This window comes from Azorhizobium doebereinerae UFLA1-100 (assembly GCF_000473085.1).
GTDB classification, from domain to species: domain Bacteria; phylum Pseudomonadota; class Alphaproteobacteria; order Rhizobiales; family Xanthobacteraceae; genus Azorhizobium; species Azorhizobium doebereinerae.
This window is the reverse complement of record NZ_AXBA01000001.1, coordinates 42270-64549: the sequence shown is the minus strand read 5'-3', so window position 1 is coordinate 64549 and position 22280 is coordinate 42270. Positions and strand designations below refer to the sequence as shown.

At 70.0% G+C, this 22280-nt stretch carries 21 protein-coding genes and 1 tRNA gene; 5 read left to right on the top strand and 17 right to left on the bottom strand.

Going from position 1 to position 22280, the window contains the following annotated elements; translation table 11 throughout:
• Positions 1-3: 3 nt before the first annotated feature.
• Positions 4-1659 carry a cyclic peptide export ABC transporter gene (locus tag YU1_RS31655; protein WP_029002379.1) on the bottom strand — a complete coding sequence of 552 codons (1656 nt, stop codon included), beginning with the start codon at positions 1657-1659 and terminating at the stop codon, positions 4-6.
• A gap of 272 nt (positions 1660-1931) precedes the next feature.
• Here YU1_RS31655 and YU1_RS0100325 point away from each other — a divergent pair, with 272 nt between their 5' ends.
• Both YU1_RS0100325 and asnB read left to right on the top strand, forming a co-directional pair.
• Positions 1932-2198: an acyl carrier protein gene (locus tag YU1_RS0100325; RefSeq protein WP_198018768.1), complete on the top strand. Its 267-nt coding sequence runs from the start codon at positions 1932-1934 to the stop codon at positions 2196-2198.
• A 32-nt stretch (positions 2199-2230) separates the two neighbouring features.
• On the top strand, positions 2231-4189 hold the full coding sequence (gene asnB / locus YU1_RS27175; RefSeq protein ID WP_051356315.1) for an asparagine synthase (glutamine-hydrolyzing): 1959 nt from the start codon (positions 2231-2233) through the stop codon (positions 4187-4189).
• A gap of 16 nt (positions 4190-4205) precedes the next feature.
• On the opposite strand, the gene YU1_RS0100315 is transcribed toward asnB, so the two are convergent.
• The 6 genes from YU1_RS0100315 to YU1_RS27170 all read right to left on the bottom strand — a co-directional run bounded on the left by YU1_RS0100315 (position 4206) and on the right by YU1_RS27170 (position 9865).
• Positions 4206-5000 carry an enoyl-CoA hydratase/isomerase gene (locus YU1_RS0100315; RefSeq protein ID WP_051356314.1) on the bottom strand — a complete coding sequence of 265 codons (795 nt, stop codon included), beginning with the start codon at positions 4998-5000 and terminating at the stop codon, positions 4206-4208.
• A gap of 1 nt (position 5001) precedes the next feature.
• On the bottom strand, positions 5002-6246 hold the full coding sequence (locus tag YU1_RS0100310) for a beta-ketoacyl synthase N-terminal-like domain-containing protein (RefSeq protein WP_029002376.1): 1245 nt from the start codon (positions 6244-6246) through the stop codon (positions 5002-5004).
• Entirely contained in the window at positions 6227-6472 is a 246-nt protein-coding gene (locus YU1_RS0100305; RefSeq protein WP_035713089.1) for an acyl carrier protein, read from the bottom strand. The genes YU1_RS0100310 and YU1_RS0100305 overlap by 20 nt, the downstream gene beginning before the upstream one ends.
• A 25-nt stretch (positions 6473-6497) precedes the next feature.
• On the bottom strand, positions 6498-7748 hold the full coding sequence (locus YU1_RS0100300; protein ID WP_029002374.1) for a hydroxymethylglutaryl-CoA synthase family protein: 1251 nt from the start codon (positions 7746-7748) through the stop codon (positions 6498-6500).
• A complete protein-coding gene (locus YU1_RS0100295) occupies positions 7745-8992 on the bottom strand; it encodes a cytochrome P450 (RefSeq protein ID WP_051356312.1) in 1248 nt (415 codons plus the stop codon). The genes YU1_RS0100300 and YU1_RS0100295 overlap by 4 nt, the downstream gene beginning before the upstream one ends.
• A gap of 90 nt (positions 8993-9082) precedes the next feature.
• Positions 9083-9865, bottom strand: coding sequence for a 4'-phosphopantetheinyl transferase family protein (locus YU1_RS27170; protein ID WP_051356311.1), 783 nt, complete (start codon positions 9863-9865; stop codon positions 9083-9085).
• 160 nt (positions 9866-10025) lie between these two features.
• Here YU1_RS27170 and YU1_RS0100285 point away from each other — a divergent pair, with 160 nt between their 5' ends.
• Complete coding sequence (locus YU1_RS0100285; protein ID WP_029002372.1) at positions 10026-10775, top strand: thioesterase II family protein; 750 nt, start codon at positions 10026-10028, stop codon at positions 10773-10775.
• 18 nt (positions 10776-10793) lie between these two features.
• On the opposite strand, the gene YU1_RS27165 is transcribed toward YU1_RS0100285, so the two are convergent.
• The 4 genes from YU1_RS27165 to YU1_RS0100260 all read right to left on the bottom strand — a co-directional run bounded on the left by YU1_RS27165 (position 10794) and on the right by YU1_RS0100260 (position 13659).
• The gene (locus YU1_RS27165; protein WP_156921882.1) at positions 10794-12104 is read right to left on the bottom strand and encodes a prohibitin family protein; all 1311 of its coding nucleotides are present in this window, start codon (positions 12102-12104) and stop codon (positions 10794-10796) included.
• Between the two features lie 57 nt (positions 12105-12161).
• The gene (locus YU1_RS33895) at positions 12162-12467 is read right to left on the bottom strand and encodes a hypothetical protein (RefSeq protein ID WP_198018766.1); all 306 of its coding nucleotides are present in this window, start codon (positions 12465-12467) and stop codon (positions 12162-12164) included.
• 152 nt (positions 12468-12619) lie between these two features.
• A complete protein-coding gene (locus YU1_RS27160; RefSeq protein WP_051356309.1) occupies positions 12620-13153 on the bottom strand; it encodes a YcjF family protein in 534 nt (177 codons plus the stop codon).
• A gap of 428 nt (positions 13154-13581) precedes the next feature.
• Positions 13582-13659, bottom strand: a tRNA-Pro gene (locus tag YU1_RS0100260).
• 229 nt (positions 13660-13888) lie between these two features.
• Here YU1_RS0100260 and YU1_RS0100255 point away from each other — a divergent pair.
• Entirely contained in the window at positions 13889-15550 is a 1662-nt protein-coding gene (locus YU1_RS0100255; RefSeq protein WP_029002369.1) for a Na/Pi cotransporter family protein, read from the top strand.
• Between the two features lie 343 nt (positions 15551-15893).
• Positions 15894-16280 (top strand): septal ring lytic transglycosylase RlpA family protein, encoded by a 387-nt coding sequence (locus tag YU1_RS0100250; protein WP_029002368.1) that lies wholly within the window; start codon positions 15894-15896, stop codon positions 16278-16280.
• A 256-nt stretch (positions 16281-16536) separates the two neighbouring features.
• Here the strand turns inward: YU1_RS0100250 and YU1_RS34870 are convergent, their stop codons facing one another.
• The 6 genes from YU1_RS34870 to YU1_RS0100220 all read right to left on the bottom strand — a co-directional run bounded on the left by YU1_RS34870 (position 16537) and on the right by YU1_RS0100220 (position 22244).
• Positions 16537-18414, bottom strand: coding sequence for a MerR family transcriptional regulator (locus tag YU1_RS34870; RefSeq protein WP_425339130.1), 1878 nt, complete (start codon positions 18412-18414; stop codon positions 16537-16539).
• 15 nt (positions 18415-18429) lie between these two features.
• Entirely contained in the window at positions 18430-18747 is a 318-nt protein-coding gene (locus YU1_RS0100240; protein ID WP_029002367.1) for an integration host factor subunit alpha, read from the bottom strand.
• An 82-nt stretch (positions 18748-18829) separates the two neighbouring features.
• Positions 18830-19804 carry a beta-ketoacyl-ACP synthase III gene (locus tag YU1_RS0100235; RefSeq protein ID WP_156921880.1) on the bottom strand — a complete coding sequence of 325 codons (975 nt, stop codon included), beginning with the start codon at positions 19802-19804 and terminating at the stop codon, positions 18830-18832.
• Positions 19801-20868 (bottom strand): phosphate acyltransferase PlsX, encoded by a 1068-nt coding sequence (gene plsX, locus YU1_RS0100230; protein ID WP_029002365.1) that lies wholly within the window; start codon positions 20866-20868, stop codon positions 19801-19803. The genes YU1_RS0100235 and plsX overlap by 4 nt, the downstream gene beginning before the upstream one ends.
• A 97-nt stretch (positions 20869-20965) precedes the next feature.
• Positions 20966-21490 (bottom strand): YceD family protein, encoded by a 525-nt coding sequence (locus tag YU1_RS0100225; protein ID WP_029002364.1) that lies wholly within the window; start codon positions 21488-21490, stop codon positions 20966-20968.
• A 4-nt stretch (positions 21491-21494) separates the two neighbouring features.
• On the bottom strand, positions 21495-22244 hold the full coding sequence (locus YU1_RS0100220) for a ubiquinol-cytochrome C chaperone family protein (protein WP_245263187.1): 750 nt from the start codon (positions 22242-22244) through the stop codon (positions 21495-21497).
• Positions 22245-22280 lie beyond the last annotated feature (36 nt).

Genomic DNA, 22280 nt, shown 5'->3' with positions numbered 1-22280 from the left:
CGCTCATCCCTCCTGCGGGGCCGGCAGGGCGGCCGGGACGGTGCGGATCTCGCCCAGGTCCAGCGTGATGCGCCGGTCGGCCACCGACCAGAAGCGGTCGTCGTGGGTCACGGCGATGATGGTCTTGCCCTGCCGCTTCAACTCCGGCAGCAGTTCGAGGTAGTAGATCTCGCGGAACCGGACGTCCTGGTCGGCGGCCCATTCGTCGAACAGATAGATGGGCCGGTCTTCCAGCAGCGCCACGATCATGGCGAGCCGCTTGCGCTGGCCGGTGGAAAGGTCGTGGGTGGAGAAGCGCCCGTCCGCATAGCTGACCTTGCCGGACAATTCGAAGCGGGCGATGAGTGCATTCACGCGCTCGGGGTCCACATCCTCGACCCCATAGAGGCGCTCGAACAGGTGGAAGTCGGTGAAGACGGTCGAGAACAGCTCGCGATAGGCCTGCACCAGCCCCCGCCGCACGGGGATGCCGTCCACCAGGATCTGTCCGCCGTCCGGCTGGTAGAGCCCGCAGATGAGCTTCAGCGCCGTGGACTTCCCGCTGCCGTTGGCGCCGGTGATGAACACCAGTTCGCCCCGCCGGAAGGAGAGGTTCCACGGCCCCACGGCGAAGGTGCTGGGCTCGTGCTCCTTGTGGTAGCCGAAACTGACCGAGGCGAGGCTGATCTCGCGGAAGTCGGCGAGGCGCGCCAAGTCCTCCGGCGAGGCCTCGGACGGGCCGAGCGCGCCCGCGTCCAGCCGCTGCTCCAGGTTGAAGACATGCTCAAGCCCGGTCTCGGCCCGGTCGAACAGCGGGGCGGCGGAGGTCACCGCCGTCACCGGGCCGACGCAGAATATGGCGACCGCGGACAGCTTGTAGATGATGTCCGTATAGCCGGAAAAGAAGGCCGGCAGGATGAAGATGACGACGCCGACGAGAAAATACAGGAAGGCATTGCTGAACAGGAGAAGCACCACCCATTGGCGGCCGATGCCGACCACTTTCTCCTCCAGCGTCTCCACCACATCGATGAAGGAGCGGTGCAGCGCATCGTTCTTGTCGGCGTTGAGGCGGATTTCCTGGAAGCCCTCGGTATAATGAGCCAGCTGCGTGAGCATCACCGCTTCCTGGGCGTGCACCGAGAACATGGCGTGCCGCAGGCCGCGGCGGCGGATCCAGAACATCAGCACGCCCAGCACCGTCACGCCGGTGATCACCAGGAAGGCGGCCTGCGACAGCATGGCGATGTAGAGCAGGCAGAAACCCAGCAGGCCGAGGCTCTGGGCCGCGCTGACCAGCAGCGGGAAGGTCTGCGAGAGGTGGTTGGTCTCCTGCACCACGGTCGCATAGATCTCGCCTTGGCCGATATTCTCCAGGGTACGCAGCTCGGAGGTGCGGATCTTGTCGACGATGCGCAGCCGCAGCGCCTCCAGGCCGTTCTGCAACAGGCGGTTCGCCTCGCGCAGCGACATGCGGTCGGCGAAATAGAACACGCCGAAGGCCAGCAGATAGAGCGTCAGCAGCTGGAGCCCCACCGGCCGGCCCAGGGCCGCCCGCTCCGCCGCGATGTTGATGAGGCCGATCAGCGTGACGTTGCCGATGCCGGCGATGCAGGTGATGACGAGGCCGCGCCAGGGCGTTTCCCCGGACCCGGCATAGAGAAGGCGCAGCACATACATGTTTCAGCCACGCGCCTGCAATGATCCGGCAAGTCACCCAACCGTTCCAGCCGTGGCCAGCGCTGATCTTCGATTGCCCGGGCGCAAGATAGGAAGATGCCTCTCCGCCCGTCAAGGCGCGTGCCGGGCGCGCCGCCCGCGATCCCCGGTTCTCGTGGAGGGCAGGCTCGGGGAGCGTGCATCCACGCACATTCCATTTGCCTCCGGCGGCGCAACTCCACTAGCTTGGATTGCATTCGCCCTGGCGGCGGTCCCTGCGCGGCCGAGACACGATGACCATGTCCCCGGACACCGACAAGATCCGTCGCTTCATCGAGGACCAGTTCCTCGTGGAGTTCGACGCGTCCTTTCCCGAGGACACCGACCTGTTCCGCGAGGGGGTGATGGATTCATTCGGCTACGTGCAGCTGCATCGCTTCCTGGAGGCGGAATACGGCATCACCTTCGCCCTTGAGGACATGACCGGCAACGTGCTGGTGAGCCTCGCCAGCATCCGCGCCTATGTGACCGAAAAGACCGCGGCCCGCGCCGCGTCCTGACCCACGCCTGCCACGCGGGAGCACGCTGGAAAATGTGCGGCATCGTCGGCTTTCTCGGCCCGGCCTCTCGCGACCCCGGCGCGACCGGGACGGTGAGCGCCATGCTGGGTGCCATTGCCCATCGCGGCCCCGACGATGCGGGCGCCTTTCTCGACGCGACCTGCGCCATGGGCACGGCGCGCCTCGCCATCATCGATCCGGCGCTCGGCGCCCAGCCGGTCTGCGATCCGGGCGAGCGCTACTGGCTCTGCTACAATGGTGAGATCTACAACTACCGCGAGCTGCGTGCCGAACTGGAAGCGCTGGGGCGGCCGTTCCGCACCCACAGCGACACCGAGGTGCTGCTCCAGGCGTGGCTGCAATGGGGCGAGGCCTGCCTGCCGCGCCTCAACGGCGGCTTTGCCTTCGCGCTCTACGATCGCCGGACGGCGACGCTGGTGCTCGCCCGCGACCGCTACGGCAAGCGGCCGCTGTTCTACGCGTGGCACCGGGGGACGTTCTATTTCGCCTCGGAGATGAAGGCCTTCCTGGCGGTGCCGGGCTTCGGCTTCGCCTTCGATCCGGACCAGTTGGCCGCGATCCTCGGCCAGTGGACTCCGCTGCCGCACCAGACCGGCTTCTCCGGCATCGACAGCCTGCCGCTCGGCACCTGCCTCACCCTCACCGAGACGAGCGCCACCCTGCGCCGCTTCTCGGGCATCGCCTTCGACGACGGCCCGGCCATCGGCTCGCGCGGGGAGGCGATCGAGCGCATCCGCCAGCAGATGCGCGAGAGCGTGGCGCTGCGCCTGTGCAGCGACGTGGAGGTGGGCGTCTATATGAGCGGCGGGCTCGATTCCGCCATCATCGCCCGGCTGGCCCGCGACGCCCTGCCCCGGCTGTCCACCTTCTCCATCGCCTTCGAGGACGCGGAATTCGACGAGTCCGCCGAGCAGCAGGAACTGGCCGCCGCCCTCGACACCCGCCACAGCACCCTGCGCATCCGCCATGCGGACATGGTGGCGGCCTTTCCCGATGCGGTGTTCCATGCGGAGGTGCCGGCGTTCCGCAGCGCCTTCGTGCCCATGTTCCTGCTGTCCCAGCGCACGCGCGCGAGCGGCGTCAAGGTGGTGCTGAGCGGGGAAGGCGCGGACGAGGCCTTCCTCGGCTACGACCTGTTCAAGGAAACCCGGCTGCGCGCCGACTGGGACAGCCTGGACGAGGCGACGCGCACGGAGCGCCTGGCCCAGCTCTATCCCCATCTCAGCCATTACGGGCCGCAGGACGTGGCCGCGACCACCGGCCTCTACCAGCAATTCTCCCGGGAGCATCTGCCGGGGCTGTTCTCGCACGAGCTGCGGTTCCAGAACGGCCGCTTCTCCGCCCGCCTGCTGAAGCAGGCCGGCGATCCGTTCGCCGCCGTGGGCCGGCTGGCGGCCGAGGAGCCCGGCTTTGCCGCCATGACGCCGGTGGAGAAGGCGCAGTGGCTGGAGTACCAGACCCTCCTGCCCGGCTATCTGCTCTCCACCCAGGGCGACCGCATGGCGCTCGCCCATGGGGTGGAGAACCGCTGCCCCTTCCTCGACCCGGCGGTGGTGGCGCTGGCCTCGGCGGTGAATCTGCGGTTCGACGACGGCTTCGAGGAGAAGGCGCTTTTGCGCGCCGCCTTTGCCGACTGCCTGCCTTCGTCGGTGGTGCGCAAGCGCAAGTTCCCCTACCGCGCGCCGGAAAGCGCCGCCTTCGCCAGCCTCCGGCCGGACTATCTGGAGCTGGTGCTCTCCGAGGCGGAGCTGGCGAAGCTCCCCTTCATCGACCAGCGCTTCGCCCGCGCGCTCGCGCAGAAGGTGCTGTCCCGCGATCCGGCGGAGATCAGCACCAAGGAGAACCAGACCTTCATCTTCCTGCTGTCCATCGCGCTGCTGAACCGCGATTTCGTCGCCGGCGGGCGCCGGCCGGGCGCTGCGCCGCAGGTGCGCATCGCCGATTTCCGGCCCGTGCCGGTGCCGGCCTGACCCCGCGCGCCAGGGGTCACGGCTCCCAGGGGAATTTCAGTTCCGTTACATAGCGGGCGATGTTCGCCCGCACATCGGGATCGGCGAACATCTCCCGGTTCGCGGCCAGCGCCGCCGGCCGGCAGCGTTCGATCGTATCCGCCACGCCGGCGGCATAGGCCTTGTACCGGGCGAGCGCCGGCTTGCCGAGCCGGCGCAGGCGGACCAGATGGCTGCGCAGCAGCGCCTCCGCGTCCGCCTCCACCGCGTCGGCCAGCCCCCAGGCCAGGGCCTCCGCCGCATCGATGGTCCGCGTGCCGAGGGCAAGCTGATGGGCCCGCTGCATGCCCACCCGGCGGGCCAGGAACGGCAGCACGCAGGCGGGATAGAGGCCGAACAGCAGTTCCGGCAGTTGAAAGCTGGCGCTCCGGGCGGCCAGCACCACATCGCACGCGGCGGCAAATCCCACGCCACCCGCCGTCGCCTTGCCCTGCACCAAGGCGATCGAGACGAACGGCCCGGTGGAAAGGCGCGTCCAGAGGTCATAGAGCGGCGCGGGATCGTCCGCTTGGTCCTGGCCGCTGGCACCGGCCAGGTCGCCGCCGGCGCAGAACACCGTCGGCGTGCCTTCCAGCACCAGAACGGTGATCGCCGGCCGGGCCGCCATGTCGGCGCAGACGGCCACCACGGCGCCCAGTTCCGCCACCAGTCCGGCGGTGATGGTGCCGCCGCCCTCGCGCCCGCCGAGGCGCACCCGGCACACGCCGTCCGCCACCTGCACCGCGAGGGTTTGCCAGGGACGGGAGGTCAGGTCGGACGGGGACATCTCCATCTCACGCTCCCGGCGCGCGCAGGACGAGCGCGGTGTCGATGCCGCCGAAGCCGAAGGACAGCGACAAGGCATGCCGCACCTCCAGCCGTTCCGACGTCTCGCCCACCCAGCCGAGCTGCGGCACGATGGGCGTCTTCAGGTTGCGCGTGGGGTGCAGCCGCCCGTCGCGCATCTGGAGCAGCGTCGCCGCCACCTCGATGGCGCCGGCGGCGGCGATGCCGTGTCCGAGGATGGACTTGGTGGCGTTGATCCGGGCCGTGGCGAGGCCCGCTTCCAGCAGGGCCGCCGCCTCGGTGTCATCGCCCAGCGGCGTGCCGGTGCCGTGCGCGTTCACATAGTCGATGGCGTCGGGGCCGATGCCGGCGTCGGCCAGCGCCAGCCGGATGGCGCGCAATTCCCCCTCCAGCGACGGGTCCGGCCCCCGGTGGCCGTCCGCCCGGTGGGCGCCGCCCACGATGCTGCCATAGGCCGCCGCACCCGCCGGCAGGTCGTCCGCCCGGCGCAGGACGAGGGCGGCGCAAGCCTCGCCGAACACGAAGCCGTCGCGGCCGCGATCGAACGGACGGCATGCGGCTCCCGGCGCGGCCTCGGCCTGCGCGTGGCGCGGCCCCAGTGCCCCGAGCGCCTGCAAGGCGGCGAGATCCACATGCGACAGATCCTGGAGGGCGCCGAGGGCGATGCAGGCGTCCACCCGCCCGCTGCGCACCGCCTCCGCCGCCTGGAGCACAGCCACCGCGCCGCTGGCGGACGCGCCGCCCACGGTGAGCGAGAAGCCCCGGATCGGGAAGGCGGCGCAGCACAGGCCGCAAATGTCGGTGTCGAAGAAACTGTAACCCAGATGCGGCGAGAGGATCGCCCGCCCCTCCCCGTGGGCGGTCAGGGCCAGCACGGCTTCGCGGTTCTGCAGATTGGAGCCGCCGACCACGAGGCCGATGCGGGCGGGATCCACGTCGGCAAGGCCCGCTTCCGTCCAGGCTTCCCCCAGCACCGCCACCGCCACCCGGCCGGACAGGCCGGCGGTGCGGGCGATGCGCTTGGGAAGGACGTCCGGAGGATCGGGCATCTCGACGCCGATGAAGGGCGTCGCCGCCCCGGCCGGCTGCCGACCGGGCCGGGCCAGCACGCCGAACACGTCCGCGCCGGCATGAAGGCCGGTGCGCAGGACCTGCTTGCCATAGCCGAACCCGCTGGCGACGCCGATGCCGGTGACGACCGGCGGCGCGCCCTCAGCCCGCGAGCTTGGCATGGAGCAGGTCGGCCAGTTCGCCGATGTTGCGCGGCCCGACCAGCTTGGTCGGGGAGATGTCGAGCTGGAGCGCCTGGAGGGTGAGCAGCAGCACCTCGTTGCGCTCGATGGAGTTGACGCCGAGGTCCACCATGGAATCCGCGCGGGCGATGGGGTGCCCCTCCAGTTCGGGCACCACGTCGCGGATCTGCGCGATCAGGGTTGCGAGGACGGCATCGTCAGTCACGGATATCTCCTTCGGCGCGGGCTCGTCACACCCACGCATACTGCCGATGGTAGTTCACCACGGCCTCCAGCACGAGGCGGGGTGTGCCGTCGGCGTTGCGGCGCGCGCCGGGGACGGCGCCGGCGTCGATGGCGAGGTTCTTGGTGCCGAAGCGCGCGATGCCCTCGCCGCGCAGCAGGTGCTCGTATTCCGCCATGGACAGCCGGTAGCGGGCATCCAGCTTCCGCGCGATGCCCATCTCGGCCAGCAGGCCGGGAGCGCCTTCGCCCACCACCCCGCTGAGGAATTCCGAGCAGCAGCCGGAGCCGTAGGCGAACAGCCCGACCCGCTGCGGCGCAGTCAGGCCCGCAGTGTCGATGACGCCCGCCAGCGCCAGGAAGACCGAGGCGCCGGCCGTGTTGCCCACCCGCGCGCCATAGGCGAGGCTCGGCGCCATCCGGCGGGCGAAGTCCGCCTCGATCTCGGCGGGGGCGGCCTTGTAGAGCCGTCGCATGAGATGGCGGTGGGCGCCCTTCACCATGCCGCCGAACGGGGTGTGGAAGCACAGATAGGCGAAGCTCTCGCGGAAATCCGCGCCTTCCACCCGCCGGGCATAGTCCTTGAACGCGCCCTCGCAGCATTCCAGATAAGCCATCAGCGACAGGTCCGCGTCGCCGGCCTCGGTGTCGGGGCCGGGACGACAGGTGTCCATCACCTCGAACGCATGGTTGCCGTAGGCGCCGGGATCGATGCGCAGCACGTGCGGCTCCTCGCCCACCAGCAAAGCCACGGCGCCCGCGCCCGAGGTGGGCTCGGAATAGGCCCATTCCTGGATGGCGGCGGCATCCGCCAGGGCGAAGCGGGAGATGTCGGTGGCGATCACCAGCGCCTTGGCGCCGGGCGAGGTGCCGGACAGGATGAAGTTCACCGCCATCTGCAGCCCGGCGGTGCCGGAATAGCAGGCCTGCTTGATCTCGAAGAGGCGGCAGTTGCGCCCGAGCCCGAGCAGATCCTGCACATAGGTGCTCATCGACTTGCCGAAATCGATGCCCGATTCCGTGCAGGTGACCACCATTTCGATGCGCGCGCGCGCCTCCGGCGTCATGCGATCCAGGATCGGGCGCGCGGCATTGACCGCGAAGCTCACCGGGTCCTCCCAGGGCAGGGCCACGGTCTTCTCGCGGATCAGCAGGTTCTCGAAGCGCGGGATGTCGAGCCCACGGTGCGCGCACAATTCGCGCACGTCGAGATAGGCCGCGCCGCCATGGATGTTCAGGGCCTCGATGCCGACGCTCATGACGCGGCGGCTCCCACCCGCACCGGCAGTTCGCCGAGCCCGCGCGCATTGATGCGGTCAAGCCGCCATTGCGGCGCGCCGGCCAGCTCCAACTGCGGGAAGCGGTCCAGCAGCATGTCGAAGGCCACCTGCGCCTCCAGGCGGGCCAGCGGCGCGCCGACGCAGAAATGGATGCCGCCGCCGAAGGTGAGGTGGGCGTTGGCGGTGCGGCCGATGTCCAGCCGGTCCGGATCGGCGAAGCGCTCCGGGTCGCGGTTGACCGCGCCGATGAGGCCGAGCACCGGGGCGCCGGCGGGAATGGTCACGCCGTCCACCTCCATGTCCTCCCGCGCGATGCGCAGGATCATGTTGCCCCCCGGCTCCATGCGCATGAATTCCTCCACCGCCGTGCGCATCAGGCTGCGGTCGGCGCGCAGGCGCGCCATCTCGCCGGGATTGCGCAGCAGCAGCAGCAGCCCGTTGCCGATGAGCGTCACCGTGGTCTCGTGGCCGGCGATCAGCATGGAGACGAGGTTGGTGAGCGTCTCCTCCTCGTTCAGCGTGCCGGTCTCGGCGGCGGCGAGCACGCTGCCCATCATGCCGGCGTGCGGGCAGCCGCGCCGCGCCGCCAGATGCTCCCTCAGGACCGCCTTGAATTCGGTGAGGGCATCGAGCGCGCCGCGCTTCTGCTCCGGCGTCATCATGATGTCGCCCACCTTGATGAGGGCGGCGCTCCAGCGGGCGATATCCGCGTCCATCTCCGCCGGCATCTCGAACAGGTTGCGCAGCACGCGCAGCGGCAGCGGGCCGGCGAAGGCCGCGATCATCTCCACCACGCCGGCGGCCGGCATGGCGGCGATCAGGCGCTCGGCCTCGGCGCGGACCATGGCCTCAAGGGCCGCCACTGCCTGCGGCCGGAAGGCGGGCTCGTACACCGCCCGCATGCGGCCGTGATCGGGCGGATCGCTGTTGATCATCTGCGGCTGGAACTGGGACAGGAGGTCGTAGCCCACCGGGTCCGCCGCGGCATATTCCGGGCTCGCCCAGCCGCCGGTCCACAGCCGGGTGTCGCGGCCCATCTGCGGGGCCTTGGCGATGCGGGTGAAGGCGCGATGGCCGAGCACGAAATGGATGCCGGTCTCGGGATCGCGCTGCACCGTGCCGGCCTGCCGCCGCCGCGCCAGCTCGGCATAGGGGTCGGCCAGGAAGGCCGGGTCGCTGAGCAGCGTCCACCAGCCCGGAGAAGCCGTCATCGGGTCCGCCATGTCACCCCTCCCCCATGCCGGGCCCGACGTTGATAGCGGCCGGCACCCAGCCTGACAACTCGCGCCGGAGCGCCGCCGGCCTGTTCCGCCTCAGGGGGCCGGCGCCCCATCGAGCAGGGCCAGCATTTCCCGTCCGGTGATCCGCCCCGCATGGACGCGCACGCGCGCCGGTGCCGCATGGCGCAGCGCCAGCGCGAGGGCATGGCCGGGCGACGGCGCGAACCGCTCCAGGCGCCAGCAGGCGGGATTGTCCGCCGCCGCGGGCGCGAAGCTGATGCCGGGCGGCGACAGGCGGCAGGCGAAGGTCTCAAGGCCCAGCGACAGGCCCCGGCCGACGGCCTTGATATAGGCTTCCTTCAAGGTCCAGAAGCCGAACAGCGCCTCGGGCAGGTCTGCCGCCGGCAGGCCCCTTAGATGGGCGATCTCGGCGGGGGCGAAGGTGCGCGCCGCAAGCTCCAGCGACAGGCGGGCGGGATTGATCGCCTCCACGTCGACGCCGACATCATTGTCCAGCGTCACGGCCACCGCCACGAGGCCGCGGGTGTGGGTCAGGTTGAAGCGCAGCGGCGGCGCGCCGTCCTCGGGCGCCAGTTCCGGCTTGCCGTGGGCGGTGGCGGCGAAGCGCAGCGCGCCCGGCACGCCGGCGCCGTGCGCGGCGAGCAGCGCGCGGGCCAGCGCATGCGCCGCCACATAGGCGTCGCGGTCCTGGGCAAAGTGAAAGCGGGACGCCCGTTCCCGCTCGCCGTCGTCGAGCAAAGAAGTGAGCCGCGGCCAGTGGTCCGGCCCCACGTCGTCCACGAACAGCCAGCGGACGTCCACGGCGTCCGGGCTGAGCGCCGGCGTGGCGGCGGCTTGCGGGGCGAGGGGCTGCACGGCGGCGGGCCTTCCGGATTCGCGTCACGAAGACGCGCACATGTCCAAAGGCTTAGACCATATTCCACGCGCCAGGAAACGGCCGATCTGAGATAAGGTGCCGCAGGATTGCCCGGCCGGTCCGCATCGTCCCATCGCACGGAGCCTCGTCGAAACGCCCATGTCAGCCTGGTTCGTCGCCCCTCCCGCCCGGCCCGCCGCACGGCTGACCCTGCTTTGCATCCCCCATGCGGGGCGCGGCGCGTCGCTTTACTTTCCCTGGCGTCGCGACCTGCCGGAGTGGATCGAGCCGGTCGCGGTGCAGCTGCCCGGCCGCGAGGCGCGCCTCGGCGAGCCGCCGCTGCGCCGCATCCGCGCCATGGCCGAGGGCCTGGCCGCCCAGGTCTCCCACCTGCCGCCCCGCCCCTACGCGCTGTTCGGCCACAGCATGGGCGCCCTGGTGGCCTATGAGCTGGCCCTCGCCTTGCGCCGCATGGGCGCGCCGGCCCCGCTGGCGCTGGCACTGTCGGGACGGCGGGCGCCGACGCTGCCGAACCCGCAGTCGCCCATCCACGGCCTGTCCGATGCCGATTTCATCACCGCCATGTGCGCGCGCTACAACGGCATTCCCCAGGCGATCCTGGACCACCCGGACATGATGGCGATGCTGCTGCCGATCATGCGCGCCGATCTGGAGGCGGTGGAGACGCACATCCACCAGCCCGAGCCGGCCCTGGCCACGCCCCTGCTGCTCTATGGCGGCGCCGACGACCCGCAGGTGAGCCCGGAGAGCTTCGCTGCCTGGGCCGCGCTGGGCGCCGGCGGCGCGCGCAGCCGCCTGTTCTCGGGCGGGCACTTCTATTTCCAGGATGACCGCGCGCCGCTGATGGCGGCGCTGGCGGAGGACCTTGAGCCGCTGCTCGGGCTCTAGCCGCCGGCCTGAGCCGGCTTATTCCGGCCGGGCGTTCGGCGCCACCTGGTCCGAGCTTGCCGGGGCGATGGGTTCGAGCCGGTAGCCGAACCGCTCGCCGAGCGCCTGGAGGAATTCCGGAGCGGGCTTGGTGGGCGGCGCGACCGCCCGTGGCCGGGACGTCTCGTCGGTGCGGGTGGGCGCCTGCGGCAGTTGCGGGGGCTGGCTGCCGGAGTTGGCCGCCTGGTCCACGGCGAACGGCGCGCCCAGGGCGGCGCCTGCGCCGATCTGCACCGGCGCCCGCGGCGGCGTCATATCGATGGAGCCGCTCAACTGGCCGCTGTGGGCGGTGTCGGCGTCGCGCAGGTCGGCCGGCGCCTTGCCCACGCGCGGCCCCGGCGCGGCGGCGTCGCCGGTGTTCAGGATCAGCGGCAGGCCCTGGGAGCCGCCGCCGCCGATGACCACCACCTTGGCGTTGTTGGACGCGGCAAGCTGGAGCGTCGCCTCGATGCCCCGCCACTTGAGGTAGGTCTCGGAGATGCCCTGCTGCACGGTCTGCTGGAACGCCTGGATGCCCTGCGCCTCGATCAGCTTGCGCTGGCTCTCCAGCTTTTCCCGCTCGATGCGGAAGACGTATTCCTGGGAGATCTGTGCTTGTTCAAGCTTACGCTCTATTGCGGTCTGGAGGCGGGGCGGCAGCACCACATCCTTGAGTAAAACATCCACCAGCGACACGAAGTTGGGGCCGCCCGGGGGCTCCTCATTGCCGCCGATCCGGTTCGCCCGCTCGTCCTGCACGGTGAAATCGTAGATCTCCTGCTGGATCTGCGTCCGGCGGGTGGAGAACAACTCCTCGGTCTCGTATTGCGAGATGCGCGAGCGCACCACCGAGCCGATCTCCGGCACCATCAGCACCGTCAGGTAGTTCGGCCCGATCTCCTGGTGCAGGCGCGGCAGGGTGGCCGCGTTCAGCCGCCAGCGGAAGGTGATGCGGATGGAGAATTGCAGCCCTTCCCGGGTGAGGACGTCATAGGTCTCGTCGTCCTCCTGCAGCCGCACGTCGTAGATGAAGATGCGGTCCCAGGGGAAGATGATGTGCAGCCCTTCGCCGAGCCCGGGGCTGGCGGTGCGCGTGCCGCCGAAGAAGCGCAGCCACAGCACCCCCGAATGGCCGGACGGGACGGTGATGAAGATGCTCGGCGCCAGCGCCGCCACCACGAACATGAGCACCAGCAGCGCGAGCATCACCCCGCGCCGCTCCCGGTGGATCAGGCGGTGCGCGGCACGCCCGATCCGTTGCCGGGCCGAAGGCGGGCGCTCGGGCGTGGGGCGGGAGGTGGCGCTATCCATGGGAGGGAATCTGCAAAGCGAAGGCCGGCGGCCAGATGAGGTGTCGCATCCTGGTCGTCACGCGCGCTTTCGCTTCTTCACCGGCTCGCCGTCCACATCCACCACCATCGGCGTCGCGATGATCAGGATGATGAGCGAGATCACCGGGGTGAGCACGATGGCCAGGATGAAATAGAGGAAGAATCCGCCACTCCGCCCGATGGCCATGAAGCCGACGAGCACTGAGAACAGGATGTACAGCCCGACCATCATCGTATCGACACGCTCGCTCGTCCAAACGGTATTGGCAGCAGACGCAATCTCCCGCAGGACGCGGGAGACCGGAAGCCGGGCCTGCGCAGCAGCGCCCCGGAGATATTCCATGCGGAATGCCGAGCCGGGCGCACAGACAGCGCGGGCCGGATGCGGTGCAGGCGCTTCGCCGGGTGGCGATACGGGGCACGAGCCGTGCCGGCCCCGTGGTCATGCCATCACCGGCAGATGCGAGGGCGCCGGTGCGCTGCGCCCTGCGCGATTCAGGCCGGGACCGCGGCGCCCTTCGGCTCGCGGGCGGGAGGCGCAGGCGGCACCACGGGCGCGGCCTGGACCGGAGCTTCCTCGACGGTGGCGCCTTCCCGCGCCTTGGCCGCCTCGAACTCCTGCATGAAATAGGCCTTCATCTCGTCCGGATCGAAGTCCAGCAGCGTGCCGCCGGTCTCGAAATGCTGCACGAAGACGCGGCCGACCGCGATGGTGGACGCCGCCGCGAGCGCCGGAACCAGCAGCACGCCGGCGATCTGGCCCACCACGGGAACGAACTTCAGGGCGGACACCGTGCCGGTGCCGACGGCCACCGGCAGCGCGCTACCCAGCAGGGCGCCGATGGCGACGCGGGCGCGATCGGCGGAGAATTCACGGCCGTAGATCTTGGCGAGATCAGCCAGCATCTTGACCTGCGTGCCGGTGATGACCGCGAAATCAAGAACCGGCACGGGGATCAGGCCGAAGCCAGCCGACCAGTAGGAATAACGGCGGATGAGCGCCGTCGCCTTCTCGAATTGCTCAGACATGAATGGCCCCCAGCTAGATTTCGATCAACTTCGCCCCTGGCATCGCGTATCGATTCGCCAGCGGTCCAAACCTCATCGACGGGCGTCGTTCCGACAGCGTGAAAACGCCAACGACGCGAGAACGGCAGCATGGGAGCCATGCTGGTTCTATGATGACGCCGCAACATCTCACAGGGCCTTTTCCCTGTCCACTGCCGCGGCCGAAATTGGCCTGCCGCCGCCCCTTCGGATGGGTGGGATTGGCCACCGCCTGGCAGGCCGGACGGAGGGGAGCCAGGTGGAGGAGGACGTGGAGGAGGGCGTGAGGGCGGAAGCGGAGATGGGAAGTGGGCGCGCCCGAAACAGAAAGAGCCGGGATGGCAGACCATCCCGGCTCTTTCTTCAGAGCGACGGCCACCGGCTGAACGCCGGAGCCATGTGCTTATGACTGGTCGGGCAGGCGGGATTCGAACCCACGACCCCTAGTCCCCCAGACTAGTGCGCTAACCGGGCTGCGCTACTGCCCGTCATGCACCGCTCTGAACCCGCCGTCCCGCATAGGCCCTGAACCTGCGTTTTCCCGGAAGGAAAAACGCTGCCCGCTGGCGCGGCGTTCCGACGTGGGGCGGAGAGTTAGACCATCGGGTCGGCGCCGACAAGCCTGAAATCCGGTTGTCCCCGGATCACCGCCTCCGGTTGACGCCGCATCCCTCCGTGCCATGTTCGGCAGCGGTAGCGGAGCCGAGGAGCGCGCGCTTGACCTTTCCCGTGACCCTGCTTGACCTCGCCGGCTGCATCGCCCTGCTGCTGTGGGGCACGCATATGGTGCAGAGCGGCGTGCAGAGCGCGTTCGGTCCGCGCCTGCGCAGCTTCCTGGCCGGCGCGCTGAAGACGCGGGTGCACGCCTTCTTCGCCGGGCTCGGCGTCACCGCCGTGCTCCAGAGCAGCACGGCCACCGGCCTCATGGTGGCCGGATTCGCCGCCACCGGGCTGGTGGACCTCGTTCCGGCGCTTGCGGTGATGCTGGGCGCCAACGTCGGCACCACCCTGGTGGTCCAGGTGCTCTCCTTCGATATCTCGCCCCTGTCCCCGGCCCTCATCCTCATCGGCGTGATGATGTACCGGCGCGCTGGCGGGCCGACGCCGCGCGACATCGGCAAGGTGGCCATCGGCCTCGGCCTCATGCTGCTGTCGCTGCACCAGTTGATCGATCTCATCACCCCTTATGAGGATGCGCCCAGCCTCAGGATGCTCATGGGCGCGGTGTCCACCCAGCCGGTGGTGGCGGTCGCGGTGGCGGCCGTGCTTACCTGGGTGGCCCATTCCAGCGTCGCCGTGGTGCTGCTGGCCATGTCGCTGGGCGCCAAGGGCGTGGTCGCGCCGGAGGCGGCGCTCGCCCTGGTGATCGGCGCCAATCTCGGCAGCGCGCTCAATCCCCTGCTGGAGGCGAGTTCCGCCAGCGATCCGGCTTCCCGCCGCCTGCCGTTCGGCAACGTGCTCAACCGCCTGGTGGGGACGGTGGTGGCGCTGGCGCTGCTCGACCCCATCAGCCGCCTGCTGGTGGGCATCGAGCCGGCCACCGCCCGCGCCGTGGCCGACTTCCACACCTTGTTCAACCTGGTGCTGGCGGTGGTCTTCCTGCCCCTGCTCGATCCCTTCGCCAATCTGCTGCGGCGCCTGTTCCCGGTGAAGGTGCAGGAGAGCGATCCGGCCCGGCCGCTCTATCTCGATCCGATCGCCATTGACACGCCGGTGGTGGCGCTGGGCAATGCGGCGCGCGAGGCGCTGCGGCTCGCGGACATATTGGAAACCATGCTGTCCTGCACCCGCGACGCGCTGGAGAAGGACATGCGGGCGCGGATTCCCGAGGCGCAGCGGCTGGATGACGTGCTCGACCGGCTCAATTCGGCGATCCAGGCCTATCTCATGCGGCTCGACAATGACGCCCTGAGCCCGGACGACCACCGGCGGCTCGACGAGATCCTCGCCTTCTCCACCAACATGGAGCATGCGGGCGACGTGCTGGACAATTCGCTGCTGCCGCTGGCCGCCAAGCGCCTGAAGCGCGGGCTGGTGTTCTCACCGGAGGGCCAGAGCGAGATCGCCGCCATGGTGGAGCGCGTCATCGCCAACCTGCGCACGGCCGGCGCCCTGTTCATGACCAACGACGCGCGCACGGCACGCCTGCTGGCCGCCGAGAAGGCGGTGTTCCGCGACCTGGAGACGAAGGCGACGCAGAGCCATTTCGACCGGCTGCGCGCCGGCCAGATCGAGTCGGCGGAGACCAGCGGCCTGCAACTGGATGTGGTGCGAGATCTGAAGCGCGTGAACGCGCATCTCGTGGCGGGAACCGCCTATCCCGTGCTGCAGCGCGAAGGAGAACTGCTGCCGAGCCGGATTTCTTCCGAGCTTGGTTAGAAAAGTCCGACCTGTGGATCGCCGCTGTTCGCGCATAGACGCGCGCTGCTGTGCGTAAGGTCGCCCTTTATACGCAAACACAACGGGCCGTCGGCGGATAGTGCACTGATATTCAATCAAGAAATTCCCGATGTGGCGGTAGTATATGCCGGATCTATAGAGTTAAGCTCGTCAAGAGAAGATTGCGACTTTTCGGCCACAGGCTTGTGGATAAGTGCACAAGAGTAGCCGCACTATACCTCTCTAGTTGTATGGACCGTTGTCTCGCCTGCTGCGCGTGACATTCTCGCCTTAATGCACGGCCATTGGCGGCACTCCATCAACAATCATGGAGGTTGCGGGAATGGAGATCCGAAAGGGGTTTCTGCTTGGTTCACTTGCACTGACGATGGCCGGTATCGGCACGTCGGCTTCGGCCGCCGAGCCCAAACAGACCGGCATCGCGTCCTACTATTGGCAGGGACGCGGCACAGCCAGTGGCGAGCGTTTCAATCCCAACGCCCTAACGGCAGCCCATCGCTCGCTTCCCTTCGGTACGAAGGTTCGCGTCACCAATCTCAAGAACGGACGCACGGTCGTGGTCCGCATCAATGACCGGGGCCCCTTTGTCCGCGGTCGCATCATCGACGTGTCGAAAGCCGCCGCATCCGAGCTCGGCTTTCACGGCTCCGGCGTCACCAAGGTCGCCCTTTCCGTGGTCAATGACAGCCTGACCGCGATCGAACCCTAAGCCTCATCCCCTCCGCGCCCGTCCCGCCGCCGCAGCGCATCTGGAACGGGATCGTCATGCCGGCGCCCTCATGCCGGGACCCTCGTGCCGGCCCCGACGTGCGGCGCGCGGCGGGCTGTCTCCCGATCAGCACGGCACATAGAGTTGCCGTCCGGTGGACCGCACATGGACTTGCAAAGATCAAACACCGCGCCGGCGGGTGGGTTCCCACCGCCGGCGCGGTTTTTTTACGTTCTGTTAAGGCGCGCAGAGGGACTCAGTCGGTGCCGCGTCCCTGGGGATCGTCCAGCGCGGTGATGATGCGCCGGCATTCCGTCAGTTCAAACAGGGCCGCCTGGAGGCGGCTGATGTCGTCGCGCGAGAGCACAGGCGCCGGCGGCTGCGGCGCGCCCGCAAGGCGGGGCTCCGAGCGCAGGTGCGGCGGCAGATACTGCTCCGGCGGGCCGGGGCGATGCGGCTCGGGCGGCAGGTATTCGTCGGGATCGTGGCGCCACCCCTCCCCGCCCCGCGCGGCATAGGCCGGCGGCTCGGGCATATCGTAGCGCCGCTCGTCGCGCCGCTGCGGTGCACGGGGGGCGCGGGCGTCGGCCGCCCAGGCGCCCGGCGCGCCTTCGTCCAGCTCGTCCGGATCATATTCCTCCAGCGGGCCGCGCAGCGGGCCGAGGCGGCCGGCGGCGGCCACCGGCGGCGCCGGGGTGGCGGGCGGCGGATCGAAGAAGGGATCGCGTGGCGCCGGCCGGGCGGTGCTCACCGGCGGGGCGGCACCGCGCTCCGGACCCCGACCGGGCGGCGGAGCCTGGAGATAGGGCTCCTCCGGCTCCCAGCCGCCGTGCGGCGGCTGGCGCGGCGTCGGCTGGCGGGCCTGCGCCGCATAAGGCGGCTCGGCCTGGCGCGGGGGATGACCGCCCTGCGGGGGATGACCGCCCTGCGGCGCGTAACGCTCGTGCGGGGCGTAACGCTCCTGCGGGGCATGGCGCTCCTGCGGGGCGAAGTCGTCCGGCGCGTAGGCTTCCGGGGCGGCGGCGCGGGGCCGGGACGGCGCGCCCTGCGGGGGCATGCGGGTATCGGCGCGAGGGGCGTCGTACATGTCGTCGTCTTCGTACTCGTCGGCCGGGCCGAAACCGTCGGCTTCGGCGCGGTCCGCGCGGGAGCGGGGATCGAGGCCGCGCGGTGCCGGAGCGGCGGGCGGCTCGGGCGGCCGCTTGCGGGCGCGGGCGGGGATATATTCCTCCGGCGGACCGGGCTCCGGCGGCGGCGGGGGCGCCGCCTCCTTGAGCCGGCGGATGCGGGCGTCCAGCGGTTCGGAAATCGGCTCGTCCACCGCTTCCTCATCATCGAAGAAGGGCAGCAGCGGATCATCCAGCTCCGGCGCCGCCGGGCGCTCGGGGATACGCGAGGCCGGTCCCCGGCTCGGGCGCTGCGGCGGCGGCACGGGCCGGCGCTGGGCCGGGCCGAAGGACGGCTCCTCCCGCTGCGCCGCGCGGCGCGGCGGCTCCGGCAGCTCGTCGTCCGCGCGGAAACCGTCGTCGGCCCGATAGATGTCGTCGTCGTCCGGGCGCGTCCCGGCGCGCAAGCCGGGCTCCGCCCGGCGGGCGGCGGCCGGGCGTTGCGGCTCGGCGCGGGCCGGCGGTGGATCTTCCGTGCGCGGCGTGAAGCTGGCGAAGTCCGGGAACGGCAGCGGCGGCTCGTCCGCATGATGGCCCGCGGGGCCGTCCTCCGCCGGGGCGCCGCGGCCACGACGGCGCGGGATCAGCCCGCCCAGCAGGCCGCCGAGCCCGCCGCCGTCCGCGCCGGGGACCGGAGCGGGCGCGGGCGCCGCCACCGGCGGCAGGCCGATGCCCACGTCCTCGTAGCCGAGCGCCTGCACATGGCGCACGCCCTGATCCTTCAGGATCTTCTGCACACCCTTGATGGTGTAGCCTTCGCTGTAGAGCAGGTGGCGGACGCCGCGCAGCAGCTCCACGTCGTCCGGCCGGTAATAGCGCCGGCCGCCGGCCCGTTTCACCGGGCGGATATGGGTGAACTTGGTTTCCCAGAAGCGCAGGACATGCTGGGGCAGCTCAAGCTCGTCTGCCACCTCGCTGATGGTGCGGAAGGCGTCGGGGGACTTATCGAGATGCCTCGCGTCAACCACGTGCCTCGCGGCTCCTTAATCGCGACCGGAAGGCTTCCCTGTGCGCCCGTTGATGCGATTCTTCAAGATGCTGGAAGGCTTGAAGACCATCACCCTGCGGGGCTCGATGGGCACTTCCTCGCCGGTCTTGGGGTTGCGCCCGACGCGCTCGCCCTTGCTCCGCACCACAAAGGAGCCGAACGAGGACAGCTTGACGGTTTCGCCCTTCGCCAAGCAGTCCGCAATCTCGCGCAGCACCATCTCCACCAGCGCTGCGGATTCCGTGCGCGACAGGCCTACCTGCTGGTAGACGGCCTCGCACAGATCGGCACGCGTCACGGTCCGTCCAGCCATGTGTCTTCCCGGCCCCTCGAGGACACCAACGCGTGAACCTATCCACTCGGACGGAGCACGGTCAACGCTCTTAATGCGTTATTTACCAACGCAGAAGCGCGGAACCCCAGGTGAAGCCCCCGCCCATCGCCTCCAGCAGCACCAGATCGCCGTCCTTGATGCGCCCGTCGCGCCGCGCCACGTCGAGCGCGAGCGGGATGGAAGCGGCAGAGGTATTGCCGTGGGCCTGCACCGTGGTGACGACTTTTTCCGGGGCAATGCCCAGTTTCTGGGCGCTGGCGTCGATGATCCGGCGGTTGGCCTGGTGCGGCACGAACCAGTCGATGCTGTCCGCCGACTGGCCGGTGGCGGCGAAGGCGTCGGTGATCACGTCGGTGATCATGCCCACCGCATGCTTGAAGACCTCGCGGCCCTCCATGCGCAGGTGCCCCACCGTGCCGGTGGAGGACGGCCCGCCGTCCACAAACAATTTGCTGCGGTGACGCCCGTCCGAGCGCAGATGCGAGGTCAGGAGCCCCCTGCCCTGCGCCTCGGCCTCCGGCACCGCCTCCAGCACCACCGCGCCGGCGCCGTCGCCGAACAGCACGCAGGTGCCGCGATCCTGCCAGTCGAGGATGCGCGAGAAGGTCTCCGCGCCGATCACCAGCGCCCGCTTGAAGCTGCCCATGCGCAGGTGCGCATCCGCCGTGGCGAGGGCGAAGACGAAGCCCGAGCACACCGCCTGGAGGTCGAACGCCGCCCCGCGCGTGATGCCCAGCTCGTACTGGATGGTCACCGCCGTCGCCGGGAAGGTCTGGTCCGGCGTGGAGGTGGCGAGGATGATGAGGTCGATGTCGGCGGCGGTCAGGCCGGCGTCGACCAGCGCTGCCTGGGCGGCCTTGAGGCCGAGGTGCGAGGTGAACTCGCCATCCGCCGCGATATGGCGCTCGCGGATGCCGGTGCGCTGGACGATCCACTCGTCGGACGTGTCCACCATGTGCGCCAGATCGGCATTGGTGAGGACCTTCTGCGGAAGGTAGGACCCCACGCCGCGAACCACAGAATGCAAGCCGATCACGATTGTCCTTCCGCTTCCGCCGGCTCCACGCCGTGCGCTGCCGCCGCCGGGCGGCTGACGATGCTGTTCTCGATGCGTTGCAGCAGGTGGTGGCGCACCATGTCGTAGCCAAGGTCCACCGCCGCCGCGAAGCCTTCCGCGTCGGTGCCGCCGTGGCTCTTGATGACCACGCCGTTGAGGCCGAGGAACACGCCGCCGTTGGAGCGGCGCGGGTCCATCTTCTCGCGCAGCACGCTGAAGGCGTCGCGCGCCAAGAGGTAGCCGATGCGCGCCCGCCAGCTGCGGCCCATGGCGGCGCGCAGGTAGCTGGCGAGCTGCTTGGCGGTGCCCTCGGCGGTCTTCAGGGCGATGTTGCCGGAGAAGCCCTCGGTCACCACCACGTCGACGGTGCCGGCGCCGATGTCGTTGCCTTCCACGAAGCCGTGGTAGTGCACGTCCGGCACCCCCTCCTCGCGCAGGATGCGCCCGGCTTCCTTCACTTCCTCGACGCCCTTGATCTCCTCGACGCCCACGTTCAGCAGGCCGACGGTCGGGTGCTCGATGTCGAGAATGGTGCGCGCCATGGCGCTGCCCATGATGGCCATCTCGATCAGGCTCTGGGCGGTGGCGCCGATGGAGGCGCCGACATCCAGCACGATGCTCTCGCCGCGCAGCGTCGGCCAGATGGCGGCGATGGCCGGGCGGCCGATGCCGGGCATGGTGCGCAAATTGACCTTGGCCATGGCCATGAGCGCGCCGGTGTTGCCGGCGGAGACGGCGGCGTCGGCCTCGTGCACCTTCACGGCGTCGATGGCCCGCCACATGGACGAGCGGTAGCGGCCGCGGCGCAGGGCCTGGCTCGGCTTGTCGTCCATGCCCACGACCACCTCGGTGTGGACGATGCGCGCCGCCGCCGCGAGGCCGGGATAGCGGCCGAGGATGGCGGTGATGCGCGGCTCGTCGCCGAACAGCACGAACTGGGCGTCCGGATGCCGCACGCGGGCGATCTCCACCCCGGCGAGGATGGTGTCGGGGCCATGGTCCCCGCCCATGGCGTCAATGGCGATGCGAACGGGTGCGCTCATCGGCCCATCGTTCCCGGAATTCCCTGTGTCTGGGCGCGTCCTGCGCAGGCGGGCGGACAATAGCCGCTCGCTCGCGCATCGCAACTGCGCAAGCCCATCAAGGCTTGTCCTTCAGCCGCGCCAAAGCGGCGAACGGCGAAACCGGGGCCTCGCTCTCGGCTGATTCCTCATACGGCTCGAACACCTCCCCCGGCTTACGGGGATAGGGTTCAAGGCCCAGCGCCAGGAATTCGGTGACCAGCAGGCCGAGGTCGATGGCGCCGTTCTCGATCAGATCGGGCGGATCGAAATCGCTGTCCTCCGGCGCATTGGCCACTTCGCGGGCGATGGTGTCGGCGGTGGCGAAGCGCACGTCCACCTCCTCCGCCACATCGTCGTCGAACGGCTCCAGCGAGACCACCGACACCTGCGTGATGCGGGCTTTGACCACGCCGGTGACGCGCGCGCCGTCGGCGCGCTCCTGCGCCAGATGCAGGCGGGCGCTGAGGCTGAGCACGGCGGAGATGTCGAGATGGCGGGCGAGCGTGGCCCGCACCTCCTCACCCGGCGTCAGCGTGAGGTCGAGCCCGTGCGGCGGGATGTCCGCCACGGGAATCACGTGGGAATAAGGCAGTTCGGTCACGGCCTCAGATCTCCTCGGCCTGGGGGGCGGGAAAGGCGGCCTCGCCCCGCAAGAAGGCTTCCGGCGGCTGCGCGGCGAGCGCGGCCTCGGAGGCCCGGACATAATCGGCGAGCGCCGCCATGGCGGCGGCAGCGCCCGCGGGCGTGGCCCCTTCATAGCGTTCGAAGATGTTCCGGGCCAAGACCCGCGCCAACTCAGCCCGCGCCAGCTCACCGTGCGCCGGATCCGCCAGCGCGGCGTCGTAGGCGGCGGTGCGGTCATAGAAGGCCCGGCCGATCTTCTTCATCTTCTTCGGCACCGACAGGTCGCCGATGCCCATCTCCCGCAAGGTGCGGTCGAGGTCGGCCAGGAACAGGTCGAACACCTCCTGCGACGCCGCGCGCTCCGCCGGCGTGCCGCCGCTGAGCCGCCGGCACAGCAGGAAGGTGTGCAGCATCATCAGTTCCAGGCGTCCTTCCACCGTGTCGGGCACGCAGAAGTCCGTGTAGAACGCGGGCTGCCGCGCCTGCGCCACGATCGCGCCATACAGCCGCTCAATGGTCGCGCGCGTCTCGGATCGGCGAAACAGTCTCAGCATGATGGCTTGCGGGTCTGTGCGCCGGCCGGATACCTGACGCTGGGAATGACGAGCGGCGTAGCGTGCGGCGGACGCCCTGGCAAGGGCGGGCTCGCCGGGTCGCATCGGCCGGTGGGTGTGGTAAGGACGAGACAGAGCGCGGAGCGCGGAACGAAAGTTCGGCGATTCGGACGACATTGCGGGAATCTAAGGGGTACAGCGTGGCACCAGGAC

Excerpts from the sequence above, each read along its gene's own strand:
- YU1_RS31655 (WP_029002379.1), bottom strand. The coding sequence starts at position 1,659 with ATGTATGTGCTGCGCCTTCTCTATGCCGGGTCCGGGGAAACGCCCTGG.
- YU1_RS0100325 (WP_198018768.1), top strand. The coding sequence starts at position 1,932 with ATGACCATGTCCCCGGACACCGACAAGATCCGTCGCTTCATCGAGGAC.
- asnB (WP_051356315.1), top strand. The coding sequence starts at position 2,231 with ATGTGCGGCATCGTCGGCTTTCTCGGCCCGGCCTCTCGCGACCCCGGC.
- YU1_RS0100315 (WP_051356314.1), bottom strand. The coding sequence starts at position 5,000 with ATGGAGATGTCCCCGTCCGACCTGACCTCCCGTCCCTGGCAAACCCTC.
- YU1_RS0100310 (WP_029002376.1), bottom strand. The coding sequence starts at position 6,246 with ATGCCAAGCTCGCGGGCTGAGGGCGCGCCGCCGGTCGTCACCGGCATC.
- YU1_RS0100300 (WP_029002374.1), bottom strand. The coding sequence starts at position 7,748 with ATGAGCGTCGGCATCGAGGCCCTGAACATCCATGGCGGCGCGGCCTAT.
- YU1_RS0100295 (WP_051356312.1), bottom strand. The coding sequence starts at position 8,992 with ATGGCGGACCCGATGACGGCTTCTCCGGGCTGGTGGACGCTGCTCAGC.
- YU1_RS0100285 (WP_029002372.1), top strand. The coding sequence starts at position 10,026 with ATGTCAGCCTGGTTCGTCGCCCCTCCCGCCCGGCCCGCCGCACGGCTG.
- YU1_RS27165 (WP_156921882.1), bottom strand. The coding sequence starts at position 12,104 with ATGGATAGCGCCACCTCCCGCCCCACGCCCGAGCGCCCGCCTTCGGCC.
- YU1_RS33895 (WP_198018766.1), bottom strand. The coding sequence starts at position 12,467 with ATGGAATATCTCCGGGGCGCTGCTGCGCAGGCCCGGCTTCCGGTCTCC.
- YU1_RS27160 (WP_051356309.1), bottom strand. The coding sequence starts at position 13,153 with ATGTCTGAGCAATTCGAGAAGGCGACGGCGCTCATCCGCCGTTATTCC.
- YU1_RS0100250 (WP_029002368.1), top strand. The coding sequence starts at position 15,894 with ATGGAGATCCGAAAGGGGTTTCTGCTTGGTTCACTTGCACTGACGATG.
- YU1_RS0100240 (WP_029002367.1), bottom strand. The coding sequence starts at position 18,747 with ATGGCTGGACGGACCGTGACGCGTGCCGATCTGTGCGAGGCCGTCTAC.
- plsX (WP_029002365.1), bottom strand. The coding sequence starts at position 20,868 with ATGAGCGCACCCGTTCGCATCGCCATTGACGCCATGGGCGGGGACCAT.
- YU1_RS0100220 (WP_245263187.1), bottom strand. The coding sequence starts at position 22,244 with ATGTCGTCCGAATCGCCGAACTTTCGTTCCGCGCTCCGCGCTCTGTCT.